Annotated in this window: 14 protein-coding genes and 1 tRNA gene; 5 read left to right on the plus strand and 10 right to left on the minus strand. The window is 69.9% G+C overall.

The window, feature by feature from the left end:
- Nucleotides 1–219 precede the first annotated feature (219 nt).
- A tRNA-Leu gene (locus GWK61_RS42095) sits at nucleotides 220–302 on the minus strand.
- A gap of 335 nt (nucleotides 303–637) precedes the next feature.
- Nucleotides 638–868, minus strand: a complete 231-nt coding sequence (locus tag GWK61_RS42100; RefSeq protein ID WP_194917529.1) for a DUF4287 domain-containing protein — start codon at nucleotides 866–868, stop codon at nucleotides 638–640.
- Between the two features lie 172 nt (nucleotides 869–1040).
- On the opposite strand from GWK61_RS42100, the gene GWK61_RS42105 reads away from it, so the two are divergent.
- Nucleotides 1041–1478 carry a hypothetical protein gene (locus GWK61_RS42105; protein ID WP_194917531.1) on the plus strand — a complete coding sequence of 146 codons (438 nt, stop codon included), beginning with the start codon at nucleotides 1041–1043 and terminating at the stop codon, nucleotides 1476–1478.
- Between the two features lie 41 nt (nucleotides 1479–1519).
- Here GWK61_RS42105 and GWK61_RS42110 read toward each other — a convergent pair whose 3' ends face one another.
- On the minus strand, nucleotides 1520–2737 hold the full coding sequence (locus GWK61_RS42110) for an acetyl-CoA C-acetyltransferase (RefSeq protein WP_194917533.1): 1218 nt from the start codon (nucleotides 2735–2737) through the stop codon (nucleotides 1520–1522).
- Nucleotides 2738–2987: 250 nt separating this feature from the next.
- On the opposite strand from GWK61_RS42110, the gene GWK61_RS42115 reads away from it, so the two are divergent.
- On the plus strand, nucleotides 2988–4133 hold the full coding sequence (locus tag GWK61_RS42115; RefSeq protein ID WP_194917535.1) for a sensor histidine kinase: 1146 nt from the start codon (nucleotides 2988–2990) through the stop codon (nucleotides 4131–4133).
- Nucleotides 4134–4478: 345 nt separating this feature from the next.
- Nucleotides 4479–5183: a response regulator gene (locus tag GWK61_RS42120; protein ID WP_194917536.1), complete on the plus strand. Its 705-nt coding sequence runs from the start codon at nucleotides 4479–4481 to the stop codon at nucleotides 5181–5183.
- A gap of 411 nt (nucleotides 5184–5594) precedes the next feature.
- Here GWK61_RS42120 and GWK61_RS42125 read toward each other — a convergent pair whose 3' ends face one another.
- Together GWK61_RS42125 and GWK61_RS42130 are read right to left on the minus strand one after the other, a co-directional pair.
- Nucleotides 5595–6239: a LuxR C-terminal-related transcriptional regulator gene (locus GWK61_RS42125; RefSeq protein WP_194917538.1), complete on the minus strand. Its 645-nt coding sequence runs from the start codon at nucleotides 6237–6239 to the stop codon at nucleotides 5595–5597.
- Nucleotides 6191–7483 (minus strand): sensor histidine kinase, encoded by a 1293-nt coding sequence (locus GWK61_RS42130; RefSeq protein WP_194917540.1) that lies wholly within the window; start codon nucleotides 7481–7483, stop codon nucleotides 6191–6193. Before GWK61_RS42130 ends, GWK61_RS42125 begins: the two co-directional genes overlap by 49 nt.
- A 135-nt stretch (nucleotides 7484–7618) precedes the next feature.
- Between GWK61_RS42130 and GWK61_RS42135 the strand changes: the two genes are divergently transcribed.
- Entirely contained in the window at nucleotides 7619–9529 is a 1911-nt protein-coding gene (locus GWK61_RS42135; protein ID WP_194917542.1) for a serine hydrolase domain-containing protein, read from the plus strand.
- A 30-nt stretch (nucleotides 9530–9559) separates the two neighbouring features.
- Here GWK61_RS42135 and GWK61_RS42140 read toward each other — a convergent pair whose 3' ends face one another.
- Together GWK61_RS42140 and GWK61_RS42145 are read right to left on the minus strand one after the other, a co-directional pair.
- A complete protein-coding gene (locus GWK61_RS42140; protein ID WP_194917543.1) occupies nucleotides 9560–10447 on the minus strand; it encodes a sigma-70 family RNA polymerase sigma factor in 888 nt (295 codons plus the stop codon).
- A gap of 45 nt (nucleotides 10448–10492) precedes the next feature.
- A complete protein-coding gene (locus GWK61_RS42145; RefSeq protein ID WP_194917545.1) occupies nucleotides 10493–11107 on the minus strand; it encodes an NUDIX hydrolase in 615 nt (204 codons plus the stop codon).
- Nucleotides 11108–11379: 272 nt separating this feature from the next.
- Here GWK61_RS42145 and GWK61_RS42150 point away from each other — a divergent pair, with 272 nt between their 5' ends.
- Nucleotides 11380–12807, plus strand: a complete 1428-nt coding sequence (locus GWK61_RS42150) for an NAD(P)/FAD-dependent oxidoreductase (RefSeq protein WP_228563835.1) — start codon at nucleotides 11380–11382, stop codon at nucleotides 12805–12807.
- Between the two features lie 65 nt (nucleotides 12808–12872).
- On the opposite strand, the gene GWK61_RS42155 is transcribed toward GWK61_RS42150, so the two are convergent.
- The 3 genes from GWK61_RS42155 to GWK61_RS42165 all read right to left on the minus strand — a co-directional run.
- Nucleotides 12873–14957: a right-handed parallel beta-helix repeat-containing protein gene (locus GWK61_RS42155; RefSeq protein WP_194917547.1), complete on the minus strand. Its 2085-nt coding sequence runs from the start codon at nucleotides 14955–14957 to the stop codon at nucleotides 12873–12875.
- A 98-nt stretch (nucleotides 14958–15055) separates the two neighbouring features.
- Nucleotides 15056–15967 carry a carbohydrate ABC transporter permease gene (locus GWK61_RS42160; protein ID WP_194917549.1) on the minus strand — a complete coding sequence of 304 codons (912 nt, stop codon included), beginning with the start codon at nucleotides 15965–15967 and terminating at the stop codon, nucleotides 15056–15058.
- 56 nt (nucleotides 15968–16023) lie between these two features.
- A partial coding sequence (locus GWK61_RS42165; protein ID WP_194917551.1) for a carbohydrate ABC transporter permease occupies nucleotides 16024–16933 on the minus strand: 910 nt, incomplete at its 5' end.

A 16933-nucleotide genomic window follows, 5' to 3' on the forward strand; every position in this document is an offset into this window, starting at 1 on the left:
CTTCGGGGACCTCGGGAACAGAGGGGACGGCGGGGGACGCGAAGCCGGAGGACGGCGCCGTTGCGGCAAGGGCTGCCGCTTCGCGGACCGCCGGCACGGGACCTGGACCCGGCGCGAACGCGCCGGAATCGGCGTCGGCCTGAACCCCTTACCGCCGATATAAGGGTGTTGATAGATGAGCACGTGCCGGTTCCGACGAACCGGCCGGCTCACCGCGAGTGCCCAGAGCGGGAGTCGAACCCGCAACGCCCGAAGGCCGCGAGGTTTAAGCTCGCTGTGTCTGCCTGTTCCACCATCTGGGCCCGAAGCGATCACCGCCGATGATCCTTCGGGCTTCAGCGTAGCGAGAACTCCGCGAAAGCGTGATCGAGTTCCAGCGCTGGTCCGCAGAAGGTCCTGTTCGGGCGCAGGTCGCAAGGGGCGCTGTGCGCTGAGCGGAGAGGACTTTCACCGGACTTCCGGTTGGCGTTCCAGCGGTGTTCGTGTGGCTCGGGGCAGGGTTCGGCGGGTGCGGGGGCATTCAGGGGACGTCTGGTTCGCGGGGCCGGGCGCCTGTGCCCCGCGACGAGTTTTCGCGCGCGCTTACAGAGCCCGCGGCTCCCGCCGGGGGCTCTGTGGGTTCTCCGGTGGGGGGCTTTTATCCGAACGCGCGCGCTGCGCGCTTCAGGTCCATCTCGTGGACGATCGCGTTGGCGTAGCCACGCGGGAGGTCGTGCTCGGCGCGCAGCCAGCTGACGCGCTCCTCGAAACGGGGGAGGGACGGGCCTTCGTCGACCAGCTGGAACCAGGTGTCCAGGCTGCGGCCGGTGGCTGCGGGGATGCGGGCGAGCAGGTTGCGATGGGTCTGTTCGGAGTGGTGGATCGTCATACGGGCGCCTCCGCGAATGGACTGGGCATACGGTCCGTGTGCGCCAGCGTGCCTGAGGGTCGGGCGACTGGCAAGAGGAACGGGACCTGGCGATTCCGTCGCCAGGTGAATCCGGGCGGTCGGTGACGTGCCGCGACGTTCCCGCGGCATTCGCCACCCGTATCCTTCCCGGATGACTTCCAGCACCAAACCGGGGGAACACAGTGCGGACAAAGAAGCTTCGCCGGCGGAGGTCCTGGCGGAGGAACTGACCCGGCTCGCCGAGGGCTACCGCCAGCTGCCGCACTCGAAGTTCTCGCTCCGGTTGGAGCCCTACGGCGACCGCGCGCAGGCCGGCCACTGGCTCGCCACGCAGGTCACCATGGTCGCGCAGGGGATAGAGCGCTGGGACAGTCCGCAGCCGCCGCTCTGGCGGGACCTGCCGACGCTGGGGGTGTTCGCCCTGGGCGACCAGATCGCGGTCGTCGGCACCGACCTGTTGGCCGCCTACCGGGCCCTGAAGGACCCGCGTGAGACCCTCATCTGGACCCCCGGCGACGGACGCGTCCCGGCGGAGAAAGCGATGGCGGCCGTGCTGGAAAGCACGACCGCCTTGCGCCGAGCGCTGTAGCCCGCCCGGAGATACGACCAGAACCAGCTCGGCCGCCGGACCTAGCTCAGGCGCTCCAGGATCAGCGCCATCCCCTGCCCGCCGCCGACGCACATCGTCTCCAGGCCGAACTGCTTGTCGTGCCACTGCAGCGAGTTGATCAGGGTGCTGGTGATCCGCGCGCCGGTCATCCCGAAGGGGTGGCCCACGGCGATCGCGCCGCCGTTCACGTTCAGCCTGTCCAGGTCGATGCCCAGGTCCTGGTAGGACGGGATGACCTGGGCGGCGAACGCCTCGTTGATCTCGACCAGGTCGATGTCGCCGAGCGACATCCCGGCGTGCTTCAGCGCGTTCCGCGTGGCCTCGACCGGGCCGATGCCCATGATCTCAGGGGACATCGCGGTGACGCCGGTGGCGACGATCCGGGCCAGCGGGGTCAGGCCGAGCTCGCGGGCCTTGGTGTCGGACATGATCACCACGGCCGCGGCGCCGTCGTTCAGCGGGCAGCAGTTGCCGGCGGTGACGGTGCCGTCGGGGCGGAAGACCGGCGCCAGCGTCGAGGTCTTCTCGTAGGTGACGCCGGGGCGCGGGCCGTCGTCCTTGCTGACCACGGTGCCGTCCGGCAGCGTGACCGGGGTGATGTCCTTCTCCCAGAAGCCGTCGGCGATCGCCTTCTCGGCCAAGTTCTGCGAGCGGACGCCGAACTCGTCCTGCTCCTTGCGCGAGATGCCCTTGAGCTGCGCCAGGTTCTCGGCGGTCTGGCCCATCGCGATGTAGACGTCCGGGAGGGTGTCGTCCTCGCGCGGGTCGTGCCAGACCCGGCCGCCGGCCGCGAACTCGTTGGTGCGGTTCACCGCGTCGGTGAACAGCGGGTTCTGGGTGTCCGGCAGGCCGTCGGAGGAGCCCTTGGCGTAGCGCGAGACGGTCTCGACGCCGGCGGAGATGAAGACGTCGCCCTCGCCGGCCTTGATGGCGTGGAAGGCCATGCGCGTGGTCTGCAGCGAGGACGCGCAGTAGCGGGTGATGGTCGCGGCCGGGAGGTGGTCGTAGCCCAGCAGCGTGGCCACGACGCGGCCCATGTTGTAGCCGGACTCGCCGCCCGGCAGGCCGCAGCCCAGGTACATGTCGTCGATCTCGCGGGGGTCCAGCGCGGGCACCTTGTCCAGCGCGGCCCGCACCATCTGCGCGGTGAGGTCGTCGGGCCGGATGGAGGTCATCGAGCCCTTGAAGGCGCGGCCGATCGGGGAACGCGCGGTGGAGACGATCACTGCCTCGGGCATAAAGGTCACTCCTTGCGAAGAGGTCCGGGTCGCCTGCCGGCTTCAGGGCCGCGCGGTCGGCGCCGCGATGGGGGTCGGGGCCAGCGTAGTTCGCCAAGCTACCGCTTGGTAATGCCGGGTGTGGGAGAACACACCGGGGAGAACGCGACGCTTGCCCACACTGAGCACAGTAGGCCGCCGCCGGGCTTTCCACCCACATTCCACCCCCGGTTGGAAGCGTCGGACGGCCGGGAGGCGAGAAGATCGGGTCATGGCAGCGCTGAACGTGAACATGATGGACCGCAAGGCCTACTTCTGGGGCATCCAGGCGCTGCGCACCGGCGGTCTGGTGGCGCTGAGCCTGACCCTGTTCGGGGTGAACCCCAAGCCGGGGCTGCACGAGCGCGGACTGGCGATCACGATCGCGCTCGCCGTGGTGGCGGTGGCGTGGGTCGGGATGATCACCTTCGACATCCGCAAGTGGCCGCTGGAGTACCCGCTGGCGCTGCTGTCGGTCAGCGGCGGCCTGCTGTCGATCCTGCAGCAGGGCCCGGCGATCGCGGTCCCGGCGGTCGCGGCGTTCTCCGCGGGCTCGAACCTGGCGCCACAGCTCTCGACGGCGGTCGCGGTGGCCGGCGCGCTCTCGCTGACCGTGTCCGCACTCGTGGTCGGCGCCTCGACGACCGCGGTGCTGGGCTTCACCGTCATCCTGGCCACCGCACTGGCCATGGGCATGATCCGCTACGCCATCGCCCAGCGCGCCAACCAGGCGGAACAGCTGCTGGAGCAGTCGCTCCGGGCGTCCGCGGCCGAGACCGAGGCGGCGGTCCTCAGCGAGCGCACCCGCATCGCCCGCGAGATCCACGACATCCTGGCGCACTCGCTCGGCGCGCTGGCGATGCAGGTCGAGGCCGCACAGGCACTGCTGACGCAGGAGAACCCGGACATCGCGAAAGCCGTGCGCTGCGTCGAGCGCGCCGGCCAGCTGACGCGCGAAGGGCTGGTCGAGAGCCGCCGCGCGGTCCACGCGCTGCGCGAGGACATCGGCCCGCTGTCGGAGATGATCGGCACGATGGTCGAAGCCGACGGCGGCACGATGACCACGGTCGGCCAGCCCCGCAAGCTCCCGGCGGACGCCGCACTCGCGCTGTACCGCACGGCCCAGGAGGCGGTGACGAACGCCCGCAAGCACGCCCCGGGCAAGGCGACGGCGGTACACCTGCACTACGACCCGGACGCGGTCCGGCTGACGGTGACCAACGAACTCGCCGAGGCCGACGCCACCCGCCCGCTGACGGACTCCGGCGGCGGATACGGGCTCAACGGGCTGCGGGAGCGGATGGAGCTGGCCGGCGGGAGCCTGGACGCCGGGCGGGAGGGGGGCGACTGGTTGGTGCGGGCGGTTGTGCCGGACTGAGGGCGGGGGGCGGCTGGCTTTGCGGACGCGTACGTAACCGCAACCGCAATAACCGGTCGGCACCGAGACGGAGCGCGGAGGAGAAGCTCGAGCACGAGCACCGGGGCCGAGCGCGGAGTACAAGCCCGAGCACGGGCACCGGAGCGACCGGCGCGCTTGCCGAGCCAGAGCAGCAGTTGCTCAGCGCCGAGCCGAGCACAGAGCTCGAGCCCGCGGTCCGGAGCCGCTGGCGCCTTGCCGAGCCAGGTCTGCGGCCAGCATGTGCCGAGCTGAGCCGGACCGCTGAGCGCGCCCGACGATGAGCCCGAGCGCGCGCCGTGCCCCCATCTGCGGGACAATCCCACGGTGACCGAGATCCGTGTACTCATCGCCGACGACCAAGCCGCGGTCCGCGAAGGACTCGCGCTGCTGCTGGAGACCATGTCCGAGGTGAGCGTGGTCGGGCAGGCCGGGGACGGGCTGGAGGCGGCGGCGCTGGCCGCGGAGCTGGCGCCCGACGTCGTGCTGATGGATCTCAACATGCCGCGCTCCAACGGGATCGAGGCGACCTCGACGATCCTCGCGGCGAACCCGGACATCCGCGTCGTCGTCCTCACCACCTACGAGGACGACGCCTCCATCGTCGGCGCCCTGCGGGCCGGCGCGCTCGGCTACCTCACCAAGGCCGCGACGCGGGCCGACATCGAGCGTGCGGTGAAGGCCGCGGCGGCCGGGCAGGCGATTCTCGATCCGGCCGTGCAGCGGCAGTTGCTGGCGGCCGCGACCGGCGGCAGCGCGAGCACGGCCGCCGGAGCCGCCGCCAACGGCGCTGCCAAGTCCCCTGGCGCGGAACCCGAAGCCGCCGACGACCTCAGCCCCCGCGAGGCCGACGTCCTCCGCCTCATCGCCGCCGGCCACTCCAACCGCGAGATCGCCAAGAAGCTCTTCGTCGGCGAGGCGACGGTGAAGTCGCACATCAACCGGATCTTCACCAAGACCGGCTGCCGCGACCGCGCGCAGGCCGTCCAGTACGCGTTCACCCACGGCTACGCCGACCCCGGCGGCAAGTAGTCCAGCAGGAGCGGGCTTCAGCCGCGAGGCCACACTGCGAGCGCCAACTCAGCCGTCTGCGAAAGCTCCGATTCGCTCGCGCCACCCCGCGCGCGCTGCGACATCCCCGGCACCAATAGAGAGTCCTTATATATAGGAGACGCCTCGGGAAGATGGCGATCATGCTCGGGGTGGGGGTGCGGTTGATCTGTGGTTTTACAGGCGATTTTTACGGCTTCGCGCATGATTTGATGACCTCGCAGGGGGACGCAGTTCGGTTGAGCGACTCATTTCGCGCTGGCGGCCGCCGGTGTTCGCGAGCAAGAGCACGCATGAGTCCGAGTCACTGCGCACGCGTTTGGTCTGGCGGGCGGCGGCTGGCCCGTCACCTCCCGCGACTACACAGAGCAGGCGCGCCCAAATATGCCCCGCTCAAGCCTTCAAATAAGCCAGCACCGCCAGCACCCGCCGGTTGTCGTCCGAGGACTCCGGCAGCCCCAGCTTCATGAAGATGTTGGAGGTGTGCTTGGCGATCGCCCGCTCGGTGATCACCAGGCGCTCGGCGATCGCCGCGTTCGAACGCCCCTCGGCCATCAGCGAGAGCACCTCGCGTTCCCGGTCGGTCAGTTCCGCCAGCGGTTCCTTGCGGGCGCCGCGTGCCAGCAGCTTCGAGATCACCTCGGGGTCCATCACGGTGCCGCCGGCGGCGACGCGCTTCACCGCGTCCACGAAGCTGTCCGAGTCGAAGACTCGGTCCTTGAGCAGGTAGCCGATTGCGCCGGCGCCGTCGGCCAGCAGTTCGCCGGCGTAGAGCTGCTCGACGTACTGCGAGAGCACCAGGACCGGCAGGCCCGGTACGGCCTGCCGGGCTTCCAACACCGCGCGCAGGCCCTCGTCGGTGAACGTCGGGGGCATACGGACGTCCACCACTGCGACGTCGGGGCGCTGGGTGACCAGCGCCTCGACGAGTGCGGGGCCGTCGCCGACGGCCGCCGCGATTTCGAATCCGTACGCCTCCAGCAGGCGGATCATGCCGTCCCGGAGGAGGAAGAGGTCTTCGGCGAGGACGACGCGCACGGCAGCTCCATGGTCACTACGGTCGGTCCGCCCTGCGGGCTGCTCAGGGCGAGGATCCCGTCGAAGGTAGCAAGCCGGCGCTCGATCCCGTGTAGTCCACTGCCGTGCGCGGCGTCGGCGCCGCCGATCCCGTCGTCGCTGACCGTGATCTTCAGCAGGCCGGACACCACCCGCATGTCGATCCACACGTGCCCGGCGTGGGCGTGCTTGGCCACGTTGGTCAGGGCCTCGCTGATGGCGAAGTACGCCGCCGACTCCAGTGGGGCATCCAGGCGGCCGGGCACCTCGGCGTGCACCTGGACGTCCAGCGGCGAGTCCAGGGCGGTGGCCCGCACCGCGTCCACCAGGCCGCGGTCGGCCAGCACCGGCGGGTGGATGCCGCGGACCAGGTCGCGCAGCTCGGACAGGGCCTTGGCCGAGGAGTCGCGGGCCTCCAGCAGCAGCTTCTGCGCCGCCTCGGGGTCGCGCTCAAGCAGCTGCGAGGCCGCGTTGAGGTGCATGCCCATGGCGACCAGGCGGGCCTGCGCGCCGTCGTGCAGGTCGCGCTCGATCCGGCGCAGCTCGGCGGCCTGGGTGTCGACCGCGTCGGCCCGGGTCTGGGTCAGGTGCTGCATCCGCGCCTCGACCTGCGCCGGCGTCGGGGCCAGCAGGACGCGGGACCAGCGGGCGTGCCACTCCAGCATCTTCGGCGCGATGGCCACGCCCAGGGCGATCTCCAGGACACCGAGCGCCGCCGGGGCCCAGCGCAGGCCGTCGTTGCCGCGGTGGACGTGGACGAAGGCGTACCAATCGTTGAAGCCGTGGTCGACGAAGAGGTTCCAGAGGGCGCTGATGACGAAGCCGTACAGGCCCTCCGCGACCAGGGCGATCGGGAGCACGGCCAGGAAGGCCCCGACGACCGGGTCGGTGACCACCCACGCGGCGTCCCGCCAGAACGCGGGGTCGGTCCCGTGGAACCGGACCTTCTCCCAGTAGCCGGAGAACCCGGTGCCGAACTCGGGGGCGGGCCGGTAGGGCTCCGGGATCTCGATCCCCCGCCAGGTCCGCACCTTCTTGCGGCGCAGATCGGCCAGCCAGCGCAGGTAGACCGCGGCCGGCGGGATCAGGAGCAGGCCGAGCCCGATGCCGGCCAGACCGGCCACCAGCGTCAGTGCGACGGTGCCGAGCAGCATCGGGACCAGCATCACGAAGAACCAGAACCCGCCCTCCAGGACGGCGCTCCATCGCTTGTTGGTGTTCGTCATGTCCTCAAGTCTCGGGTTCGGGCCGCGGCTGGGCGAGGGGCTTACACACCCAGTGTGAGGTGTACCTACCTACACCTCCAGAAGGGGTACTACAGCCCGTGACCGTCGGCGCCCCGCCCAGCGAGGCTGTGCGGCATGTGGACGACCATCGTTTCCGGCGTCGCTCTCGCCGCCTCGACGCTGTCCGGCTCCGTCACGCACGCCGCAGCCGCCAACGCCGCCCCGAACCTCTCGGGCGTCGGTTCGCTGATAGACCAGACCGTCACCGCGCAGCTCGCCAAGGACAAGATCCCGGGCGCCGCGGTGGTCGTGGTGGCCGGCGGACAGACCGTTTTCGCGCAGGGCTACGGCGTCGCCGACACCGCCACCAACGCTCCGGTGGACCCGGTGCGCACCGAGTTCTTCACCGGCTCGGTCGCCAAGGTCTTCACCGCCACCGCCGTCGCGCAGCTGGTCCAGCAGGGCAAGCTCGATCCGCACGCGGACGTGAACACGTATCTGAAGGACTTCAAGATCCCGGACGCGTTCCCGGGCCACCCGGTGACCGTGCAGAACCTGATGACGCACACCGCCGGCTTCGACGCCGACCCGTTCGGGGTGGCCGTGAGCGACCCCAAGAAGGTGCCGCCGCTCGGCCGGTTCCTCCAGGACAGCATGCCGACGCGGGTACGTCCGCCGGGCACACTGGCCGCCTACGACAACTACGGCGTCGCCCTGGCCGGCTACCTGGTCCAGACCGTCTCCGGCGAGCCGTTCGCGCAGTACGTCCAGGACCACGTGTTCCAGCCGTTGCAGATGGACGCCTCAACCTTCCAGCAGCCGCACCCGGCCGGCTTCGACGCGAACCTGGCGAAGGGCTACCGGCCGGAGGGCGGCGGCTGGGTCGCCGAGGACGGCCAGTACGGCGGCTGGTCCCCGACCGGTGCGGGCACCGCCGCCACCGCGACCGACATGGGCAAGTTCATGATGGCGCAGCTCGCGAAGGACCCGCGGCTGGGCAGCGGGGTCGCGGACCTGATGCAGCAGCGGCACTTCACGATGGACCCGCGGCTGCCCGGTATGGCGTACCTCTTCGAGGAACGGCCGCGCGACGGCCAGCGGATCCTGTTCAAGGACGGCGACGTCCCCGGATTCCACAGCGACATGGCGCTGTTACCGGACAAGGACATCGGTATATACGTGGTCTACAACGGTGACGGCACCGACCGGATCGCGCAGTGGGACGGCAAAGCCCTGATCAACCAGATCGTCGACACGGCCTTTCCCAACAGCACAGCCTTCCCGAACACCGCCACCGCCCCGACCGCCGCCAAGGACCCGAAACTCGGCAGCTACGCCGGGACCTACCGCAGCGACCAGGTGAGCCGGGAAGACATCACGCGGGTCGCAGGGCTCGTGTCCTCGGTGACGGTGTCCGCCAACAGTGACGGCACCATCACCACCAACGGACTGTCGCAGAACCCGAAGATCGGCGACCAGCGCTGGATCCTGCTCGGCAGCGGCGAGTTCGCCGAACAGGGCGGCCAGGACCGGCTGGTGTTCGACGGCCACGGCCACCTCGCGACGTCCATCGATCCCACCGACGCCTACTACAAGCTGGACTGGTACAACTCCCCCACGCTGCACCTGCCGATGTTCTACGGCGGCGCCGGGATCCTCGCGGCCGCGTTCCTCGGCTTCCCGGTCCTGGCTCTGGTGCGGCGTGTGCGGCGGCGGCCGGCGCACTCCCGGTGGGCCCGAGTCGCCCGGATGCTCGCCTGGGTCGCCGGCGGACTGGCCACCCTGTTCGTCGCCGGGTTCGTGGCGGTGAGCGGGGACAGCGACGCCTTCTACGAACAGCTCATCCTCGGGTCCTCGACACTGACCCTGTTGGTGGTGGTGAACGCGCTGCTGACCCTGTGCACCGTCGGGCTGATCGCCGGGAGCGCCGCGGCCTGGAAGCTGGGCTGGTGGCGGCCGGCCGGGCGGATCGCGTACTCGCTGACCGCCGTCGGCGCCGTGTCCTTCCTGGCCGTGGCGTTCACCTACAACCTGGTCTGGCCGTAGCCGGGACAGTCAGAACCCTGTGACTGCGGATCAGACCTCGAAGAACGCCAGATCCAGCTCCGCCAGCCGCTCCGGATCGGCCAGGATGTTGATCTCCTTGATCCGGCCGTCCACCACGGTGAAGCCCATGACCGCCACCGGCTTGCCGTCCACGACCGTCACCCGCCCCGGCGCTCCGTTGACGAGCGCCGGGCGGGCGTGTGCCGCGAAGCGCGCGAACATCAGCGCCTGCTTGGCCACGGCCTCGGCGCCGCGCAGCAGCTTCAGGCCGGCCGGCAGGCTGCCGTAGTCGGCCCGCAGCACCACGTCCGGGTCCAACACGGCGACCAGCGCGGCGAAGTCGCCGCCCCGGGAGGCCGCGGAGAAGGCCCGGACGACTTCCTTCTGGCGGCTCAGGTCCGGGTCCACGATCGCGTCGGCGCCCTGCACCCGGCGCCGGGCCCGGCTGGCCAGCTGGCGCGCGGCGGCCGGGCTCTTGTCGACGATGAGCGCGATGTCCTCGAAGGGGACGGCGAACATGTCGTGCAGCACGAACGCCAGGCGCTCGGCCGGTTGCAGCGTCTCCAGGACCACCAGCAGGGCCAGGCCGACGGAGTCGGCGAGCAGCGCCTCGTGCTCGGGGTCCAGGCCGTCCTCCGGCGAGATGATCGGCTCGGGGATGTGGACGGCCTCCAGCGACTCCTCGCGGCTGCGCGTCTTCAGCATGGTCAAGGCGACGCGGGCGACGACCGTGGTGAGCCAGCCGGTCAGGTTGTCGATGGCGTCGGCGCGGGCGCCCTGCTGGCGGCTCAGGCGCAGCCAGGACTCCTGGACTGCGTCGTCGGCCTCGGACAGGGAGCCCAGCATCCGGAAGGCGACGGCCCGCAGATGGCGCCGGTTCTCCTCGAAACGCTCGGCGAGCCATTCCGTGCTGTCCACTGCCGTCCCCTATCGGTCATACGCCCGCATCGTTTGCGGTCGTTGCTATGACCTTTCGGCGGCGAGGTTTGTGACAGCGCCTGCCAGCACGGCGGCCAGCCGGGCCGTGTCCTCGCCGAGACCGGCCTGGTCGAAAGGGATCCAGCGGTGGTCGTCGACCTCGTCGAGCTGGAGCTCGACGGTCGCGGTGCCGGGAATTCCGTTGAGACGGAAGGCGTAGCGGAAGTCGAAGTGCCAGTGCTCTGGTTCGTCCTTGGCCGGGTTAGCCGGGATCCGGTGCGCGTCGATGGCCAGCGGCAGCTCCGGGTCGCCCAGGAGGGTGACGTGCTCGGCGCCGAGGCCCGTCTCCTCCAGGAGTTCGCGGCGCGCGGCGTCGGCGAGGCTGGCGTCCTCCGGCTCGGTATGGCCGCCCGGGTTGAGCCAGCGGCCGAGAGTCTTGTGCGCGATCTGGAGCAGGCGGCCGTCGGCGTCGACGACGAACGCGCCGGTGGTGACGTGGCCCGGGAGGGTGCGGCGGTGGGTCAGGTCGGTGCTCGTGGCCAGCGCTTCGGTGAACGGCCGGAGGCGTTCTGCCTGGTCCGGGGAGTGCGCCAGGTAGCGTGCGACGAGATCGCGGATCCGGGCGTCGGACACGCGTGCGGGCGGCGGTGCTGGGTACATGCCGGTCATGGTCCCACCGACCGGGTGATCGAACCGTCCGCCGATCGTTCACCGACCAGATGGCGGACCTGCGCGCCTGCTGTACATCGGGCTGCGTACAGTCGGGGGACCCCGGCGGCCGGGGCGGGATCGCCCGGAGTAAAGTGATCATCTCACCCATCCGGCACAAATCGCCCTGGTCGAGATGCGCCGGTCCGCCGCACGTTCCACGCTGGACGCAAGTCCGGCCGGCACCGCACCCGCCCACCGCCACGGGAGATGAGACAACCGCCATGAGCCGCCCCAAGATACTCGTCGTCGGCAGCGGCTTCGCGGGCACCGAGTGCGCGCACAAGCTGGAGAAGAAGCTCTCCCTCGACGACGCCGAGATCCGCCTGGTGTCCGCGGTCAACCACCAGCTGTACCTGCCGCTGCTGCCGCACGTCGCCTCCGGCGTGCTGACCCCGCAGGCGGTCGCGGTCTCGCTGCGCCGGATGCTGAAGACCACGGTCCTGATCCCCGGCGGCGCGATCGGCATCGACACCGAGACCAAGTCGGTGGTGGTGCGCAAGATCGACGGCGAGGAGATCGTCGAGCGCTACGACTACCTGGTGCTCACCCCGGGCAGCGTGACGCGGCAGTTCAACATCCCCGGCGTGGACAAGTACGCGGTCGGCGTGAAGACGCTGGCCGAGGCCGCCTGGATCCGCGACCACGTGATCGCCCAGCTGGACCTGGCAGCGGTGGCCACCACGGACGAGGAGCGCGAGTCCCGGCTCCAGTTCGTGGTCGTCGGCGGCGGCTACGCGGGCACCGAGACGGCGGCGTACCTGCAGCGGCTGACCACCGAGGCGGTGAAGCGCTACCCGAACCTGGACGGCAGCCTGGTCAAGTGGCACCTGGTGGACATCGCGCCGAAGCTGATGCCCGAACTCGGCGACAAGCTCGGCGAGAAGGCGCTGAAGATCCTGCGCAAGCGCGGCCTGCACATCTCCCTCGGCGTCTCGGTCGCGGAGTGCACGGAGGACACCGTCACCCTGACCGACGGCCGCGTCCTGCCCTGCCGCACCCTGATCTGGACCGCCGGCGTGGCCCCCAGCCCGCTGATCGCCACCATGGGCGCCCCCACCAACCGCGGCCGCCTGGTGGTCAACGCCGACCTGACCGTCCCGGACCTGCCCGGCGTCTTCGCCCTCGGCGACGCGGCGGCCGTCCCGGACCTGGCCAAGGGCGGCGACGCCATCTGCCCCCCGACCGCCCAGCACGCGATGCGCCAGGGCTGGGCCGCGGCGGAGAACGTGATGGCGGCGGTCCGCGGCTTCCCGCTGAAGGACTACCGCCACAAGGACCTCGGCCTGGTCGTGGACCTCGGCGGCCTCAAGGCGGTCAGCAAGCCGATGGGCATCCCGCTGTCCGGTCTCCCGGCGCAGGTCGTGGCCCGCGGCTACCACATCATGGCGCTGCGCACGTTCGCGGCCCGCTTCCGCACCGCCGCCGGCTGGCTCCTGAACTCCCTGGTCGGCGACGACTTCGTCCGCACCGGTTTCCAGGCCGAGCGCGCCGCGTCGCTGCGCGACTTCGAGTACACGGACGTGTACCTGACGCGCGAGGAGATCCTGCAGCGGACGCGTGGCGGGGCGGCGGTTACGGCCAGCGCGGCGACTGCCGGCGCCGCTGCTTCAGTGACGGCCGGGCCGGAAGCGCCTGCTTCGGCGGCGTAACCAATAGCGGGGCCGTCGAAGCACCACGCTCCGACGGCCTCCGCCCTACCGACCGCGGCCGAACCTCACCCCACCGCGATCGCGAACAGGTGCTGCGACGTAGCCCCCGAAGCCACCAGATTCGGCAGCGTCACCGAGGCCAGCGTCTTCCCCGACGGCAGCGCCACCGCATACGCCCACACCGAGAACGAGCCGCTCACTGTCGTCGTGCTCCCGTTGTACGCCGACGAATGCTGGTTCGCGTACGTCGCCGTCGCGACCGCCGTGTCGCCGGCCGCCGGGGTGGTGTCCGTCCAGTCCGACAGGGTCAGCGTGAAGGGCTGCGACGTGCCGTCGGTGAAGTGCAGCGTGCCGCTCTCGTTGACGCCGTGCGTCGTGCTGAAGCCCAGGAACCCGACTTTCGTCCCGCTTCCCGTGACCGCGATGGTCTGGCCGGTGGCGATCACGTTGTCGGTCGCGTCCAGAGCCTGCGGGTGCCAGGGCCCGAAGTCGACGCCCGCCGCGGTCACATCGGCACCAACGCTCAGACCAGCATTGGCGAGCGCGGTCGCCGAGAAACTCTTGCCGCTCTGCGTCGCCGAGTTCAGGCTTCCCGCCCACCGGTTCGCGTCGGACGTGACCGCCGTGTCGTTCAGCGCGGCCGAGAACGACAGAACACTGTCATCCCCGGATCCGTTGTACGCGCCACGGTTCGGGGCCGCACTGGCAGACACCGCGTTGCCGAAGAAGTCCTTGCCGCCGTTGTTCGCCACGACCACACCGCTGCCCAGCTCCGGCGACGTCGTGTGCAGCTTGATCGCCAGCGTCCCCGCCGCGTCATTGATCAGCTGCGGATCCGCGGTGTGGGCCGCCGAGTCGCCGGACGACGGCGCCGCCACCCCTCCGAAGTACGTGTTGGAAGCGAACCGCGCCGAGGAATCCGAAGCCCAAGACGCCGTCGGGGCCACGAAGATGTTGTTCTGCCACACCACGTTCCCGCCGAGCGTGTCCGTGATCGGCTTGCCCGGGCAGAAGAACGTGTTGTTGTAGATGTAGTGCGTCCCGGTCCCGGTGCTGGAGTTGGTGAACCGGCAGTCGTCACGCGAGATGTTGTACCGCAGCACCGCGTTCGTCGTCGTCGCCGACCCGCCGCAGCCGGACAGGCAGTCCAGGTAGAAGCCGCCGGCGTTGTTGTACGAGTAGTTGTACTGGTACAGGCACGTCCCGGTGTTGTTCATGTCGCAGTCCCACGCGGTCGCGTCGTTCACCACCCCGGTCTGCGACCCCACGGTGTTGTACTGGAACGTCGGGTTGTTCGAGTGGTACGGCCACATCCCGGCGAAGTTCCCGGCCGTGAACGGATACGCCCCGAGCCCCAGATCCGTCGCCGTGTTGTACTCCACCAGCGGCGCGTCGCTGTCGTGCACCACGATCCCGTCGCCGCCGGCGTCGGTGATGGTGTTGTGCCCGATGTAGACGCCGGAGCTCATCGCCGAGGTCTCGCCCTCGACCTTGATGCCGCCGCCCCCGGTGTCGTGCACGGTGTTGTTCGTCACCGACACGCCGTTGAACACGCCGGACCCGGTCGCCACTCGCACGGCTATGCCCGCCGAGTACGAGAACCACGACGCGTTCGTCCCGGTCTTGTCGCCCCAGCCGGCCACGTTCGCGACCTCGTTGCCGCTGATGGAGATCCCGGCCTGGTTCGCCGAACCGGCGACCTCGACCAGGATCCCCTCATGCTGCGCCCGCGTGGACGAGCTGTTCTGCACCTTCAGACCACTGATGGTCCAGTAGCTCTGGTCGACCAGGTGCACCGTGGCCTCGGTCGCGCCGCCGCCCTCGATCACCGGCGCGGCGCCGGAACCGTAGGCGTTGATGGTGATCGGCGAGCCGGAGGCGCCGGAGCCCTGCGGGGTCAACGTGCCGTCGCACGTCGTCCCGGCCTTGAAGGACAGTGTGTCGCCGGCGCCGAAGACGTGTCCGTCAGTATCCGTCAGGGCGTTCCACGGCAATCCCGCAGAACCGTCGCCGTCGGAAGCGGCCGAGCAGTCCACGTGGTAAACGGTCCCGGCCGCATGTGCGGCCGGGACCGTCACGGCCAGCAGCCCGACGGCGCCGAGGGTCATCGCTCCCAGCGCCGAGAGCGAAGCGCGCAGTTGCGCTTTCACAGGTACGTACCTCCAGTGGGATGGTGGTCGTGAGGCAATAGAGCGACGCGCAGCGTCTCCTTAACGGGCGGTGGTGGGAGACGGGTGGGCAAAGGGCCTTACTTCCCTGCCCCGAGGGTCAAGCCCTCGGTGATCCGGCGCCCGAGCCACGCGTAAAGCGCGAGCATGGGCAGCACCGCAATGGACACCCCGGCGAACATCACGCCGAAGTCCTCGCCGGTGAACTGCTGCTGTGTCAGGAAGTTGACCAGCGCCAGCGGCAGTGTGAAGTTGTCGTTGGTCTGCAGGAACATCAGCGCCAGGAACGTCTCGTTCCAACAGGCGATCGCCACCAGCGTCAGCGCCGTCATCAGCCCGCCGCGCGCCAGCGGCAGCATGATCCGCCAGAACGTCATCCCCGGCCCCACGCCGTCCAGCGCCGCGGCCTCCTCCAGCTCGCCCGGGAGCGAGGCGAAGAACGACATCAGCAGGTACACCGTGAACGGCAGGTTCACCACAACGTAGAGCACGATCAGCCCGGCCAGATTGTCGATCAGGTGCATCTTGGCCATGATCGAGTACAGCGGCAGCACGATGATCTGCATCGGGATGCCCAGCCCCAGCACGAAGTACATGCTCACGCCGCCGGAGACCCGGTTCTGGTTCCGGCCTAGCACGTACGCCGCCGGCGCGGCCAGCAGCACGGTCCCGGCCGCGGCCACCACGACCACCAGCACCGAGTTCACGAACGCCGGCCCGAAGCCGCCGTCGTGCCAGGCCTTGCTCCAGTTGGAGAACTTCAGCTCGGTCGGCAGCCGGAACGGGTGGTTCAGCACGTTGTAGCTGGACTTGAGCGAGCTGAGCAGGATGAACAGGAACGTGAACGCGCAGAAGGCGACGAACACCCAGATGAGCGCGGCGCCCGGGAGCCGGGCCCAGGGCACCCGGCGGCGGCCGGCGCGGGCCGCCGCCGGGGTCTTCGGGTCCCGCTCCGCGCTCTCAGCGCGGGACCCGGTCGTTGCGGTGCTCATGGTCGTCCCGCCCTCCCTCACAGTTCGAGCTCACGGTTCGATCTCATAGTTCGAGCTCACAGTTCGAGCCGGTCCCGGCTGGTGACCCGCCGCAGCACCACGACGACGACCACGACCGCGACCAGCGTGACGACCGCACCGGCGCAGGCCCGGCCGAAGTCGTAGATCGGGGAGGTGCCGCCGATGGTCTCGCCGTAGACGTACATCGCCGACGTCCACTGGTTGGTGGTCGGCAGGTTCCCCTGCGAGCCGGAGAAGGCGAGGATGAACTCGAAGATCTTCACCGTGCCGATGGTCCACAGCACCGCCGCGGTCCCCACCACGTCCCAGGACATCGGCAGCGTGATGTGCCGGAAGCGCTGCCAGGAGTTGGTCCCGGCGAGCTTGGCCTCTTCGTAGTAGTACGGCGGGATCCGGTCCACGCCGGCCATCAGGATCGTGACGTAGTACCCGGTGTTGATCCAGACGATGGCGAGCAGGATCGCGTTGAACTGCCACTGCGGCTTGAGCCAGTCCACCGGGCCGACGCCGAAGGAGTGCAGGCCCTTGTTCAGCATGCCGTCGTGGTTCAGCAGGAAGTCCCAGAACGCGGCCAGCGCCACGCCGGAGACGATGTGCGGCAGGAAGATGAAGCCCTGGATGAACTTGCGGCCCTTCATCTCCCGCAGCATCAGCATGAAGGCGAAGCTCAGGACGAACAGGAAGATGCCACACCCGAACAGCAGCTTCATGGTGTTGAAGAACGCGTCCTTGAACGCCGGGTCGTGCGTCAGGTGGTCGTAGTTCAGCGTGCCCTTCCACCGCGGGTTCGAGAACCCGTCCCAGCTGGTGAAGCTCGCGTAGAACGAGTACCCGGTCGGCACCATGAACAGCACCGTGTACAGGATCAGCGCGGGCGCCAGGAACGGCCCGAAGACGCGCCGGCGGCGCCGGGCCAGGGGCGAACCCTTGACCCGGCCCCGGCCC

Source organism: Catenulispora rubra, from assembly GCF_015356825.1.
Taxonomy (GTDB): Bacteria; Actinomycetota; Actinomycetes; order Streptomycetales; family Catenulisporaceae; genus Catenulispora; species Catenulispora rubra.

Excerpts from the sequence above, each read along its gene's own strand:
- GWK61_RS42135 (WP_194917542.1), top strand. The coding sequence starts at position 7,619 with ATGTGGACGACCATCGTTTCCGGCGTCGCTCTCGCCGCCTCGACGCTG.
- GWK61_RS42110 (WP_194917533.1), bottom strand. The coding sequence starts at position 2,737 with ATGCCCGAGGCAGTGATCGTCTCCACCGCGCGTTCCCCGATCGGCCGC.
- GWK61_RS42115 (WP_194917535.1), top strand. The coding sequence starts at position 2,988 with ATGGCAGCGCTGAACGTGAACATGATGGACCGCAAGGCCTACTTCTGG.
- GWK61_RS42100 (WP_194917529.1), bottom strand. The coding sequence starts at position 868 with ATGACGATCCACCACTCCGAACAGACCCATCGCAACCTGCTCGCCCGC.
- GWK61_RS42105 (WP_194917531.1), top strand. The coding sequence starts at position 1,041 with ATGACTTCCAGCACCAAACCGGGGGAACACAGTGCGGACAAAGAAGCT.
- GWK61_RS42150 (WP_228563835.1), top strand. The coding sequence starts at position 11,380 with ATGAGCCGCCCCAAGATACTCGTCGTCGGCAGCGGCTTCGCGGGCACC.
- GWK61_RS42160 (WP_194917549.1), bottom strand. The coding sequence starts at position 15,967 with ATGAGCACCGCAACGACCGGGTCCCGCGCTGAGAGCGCGGAGCGGGAC.
- GWK61_RS42130 (WP_194917540.1), bottom strand. The coding sequence starts at position 7,483 with ATGACGAACACCAACAAGCGATGGAGCGCCGTCCTGGAGGGCGGGTTC.
- GWK61_RS42145 (WP_194917545.1), bottom strand. The coding sequence starts at position 11,107 with ATGTACCCAGCACCGCCGCCCGCACGCGTGTCCGACGCCCGGATCCGC.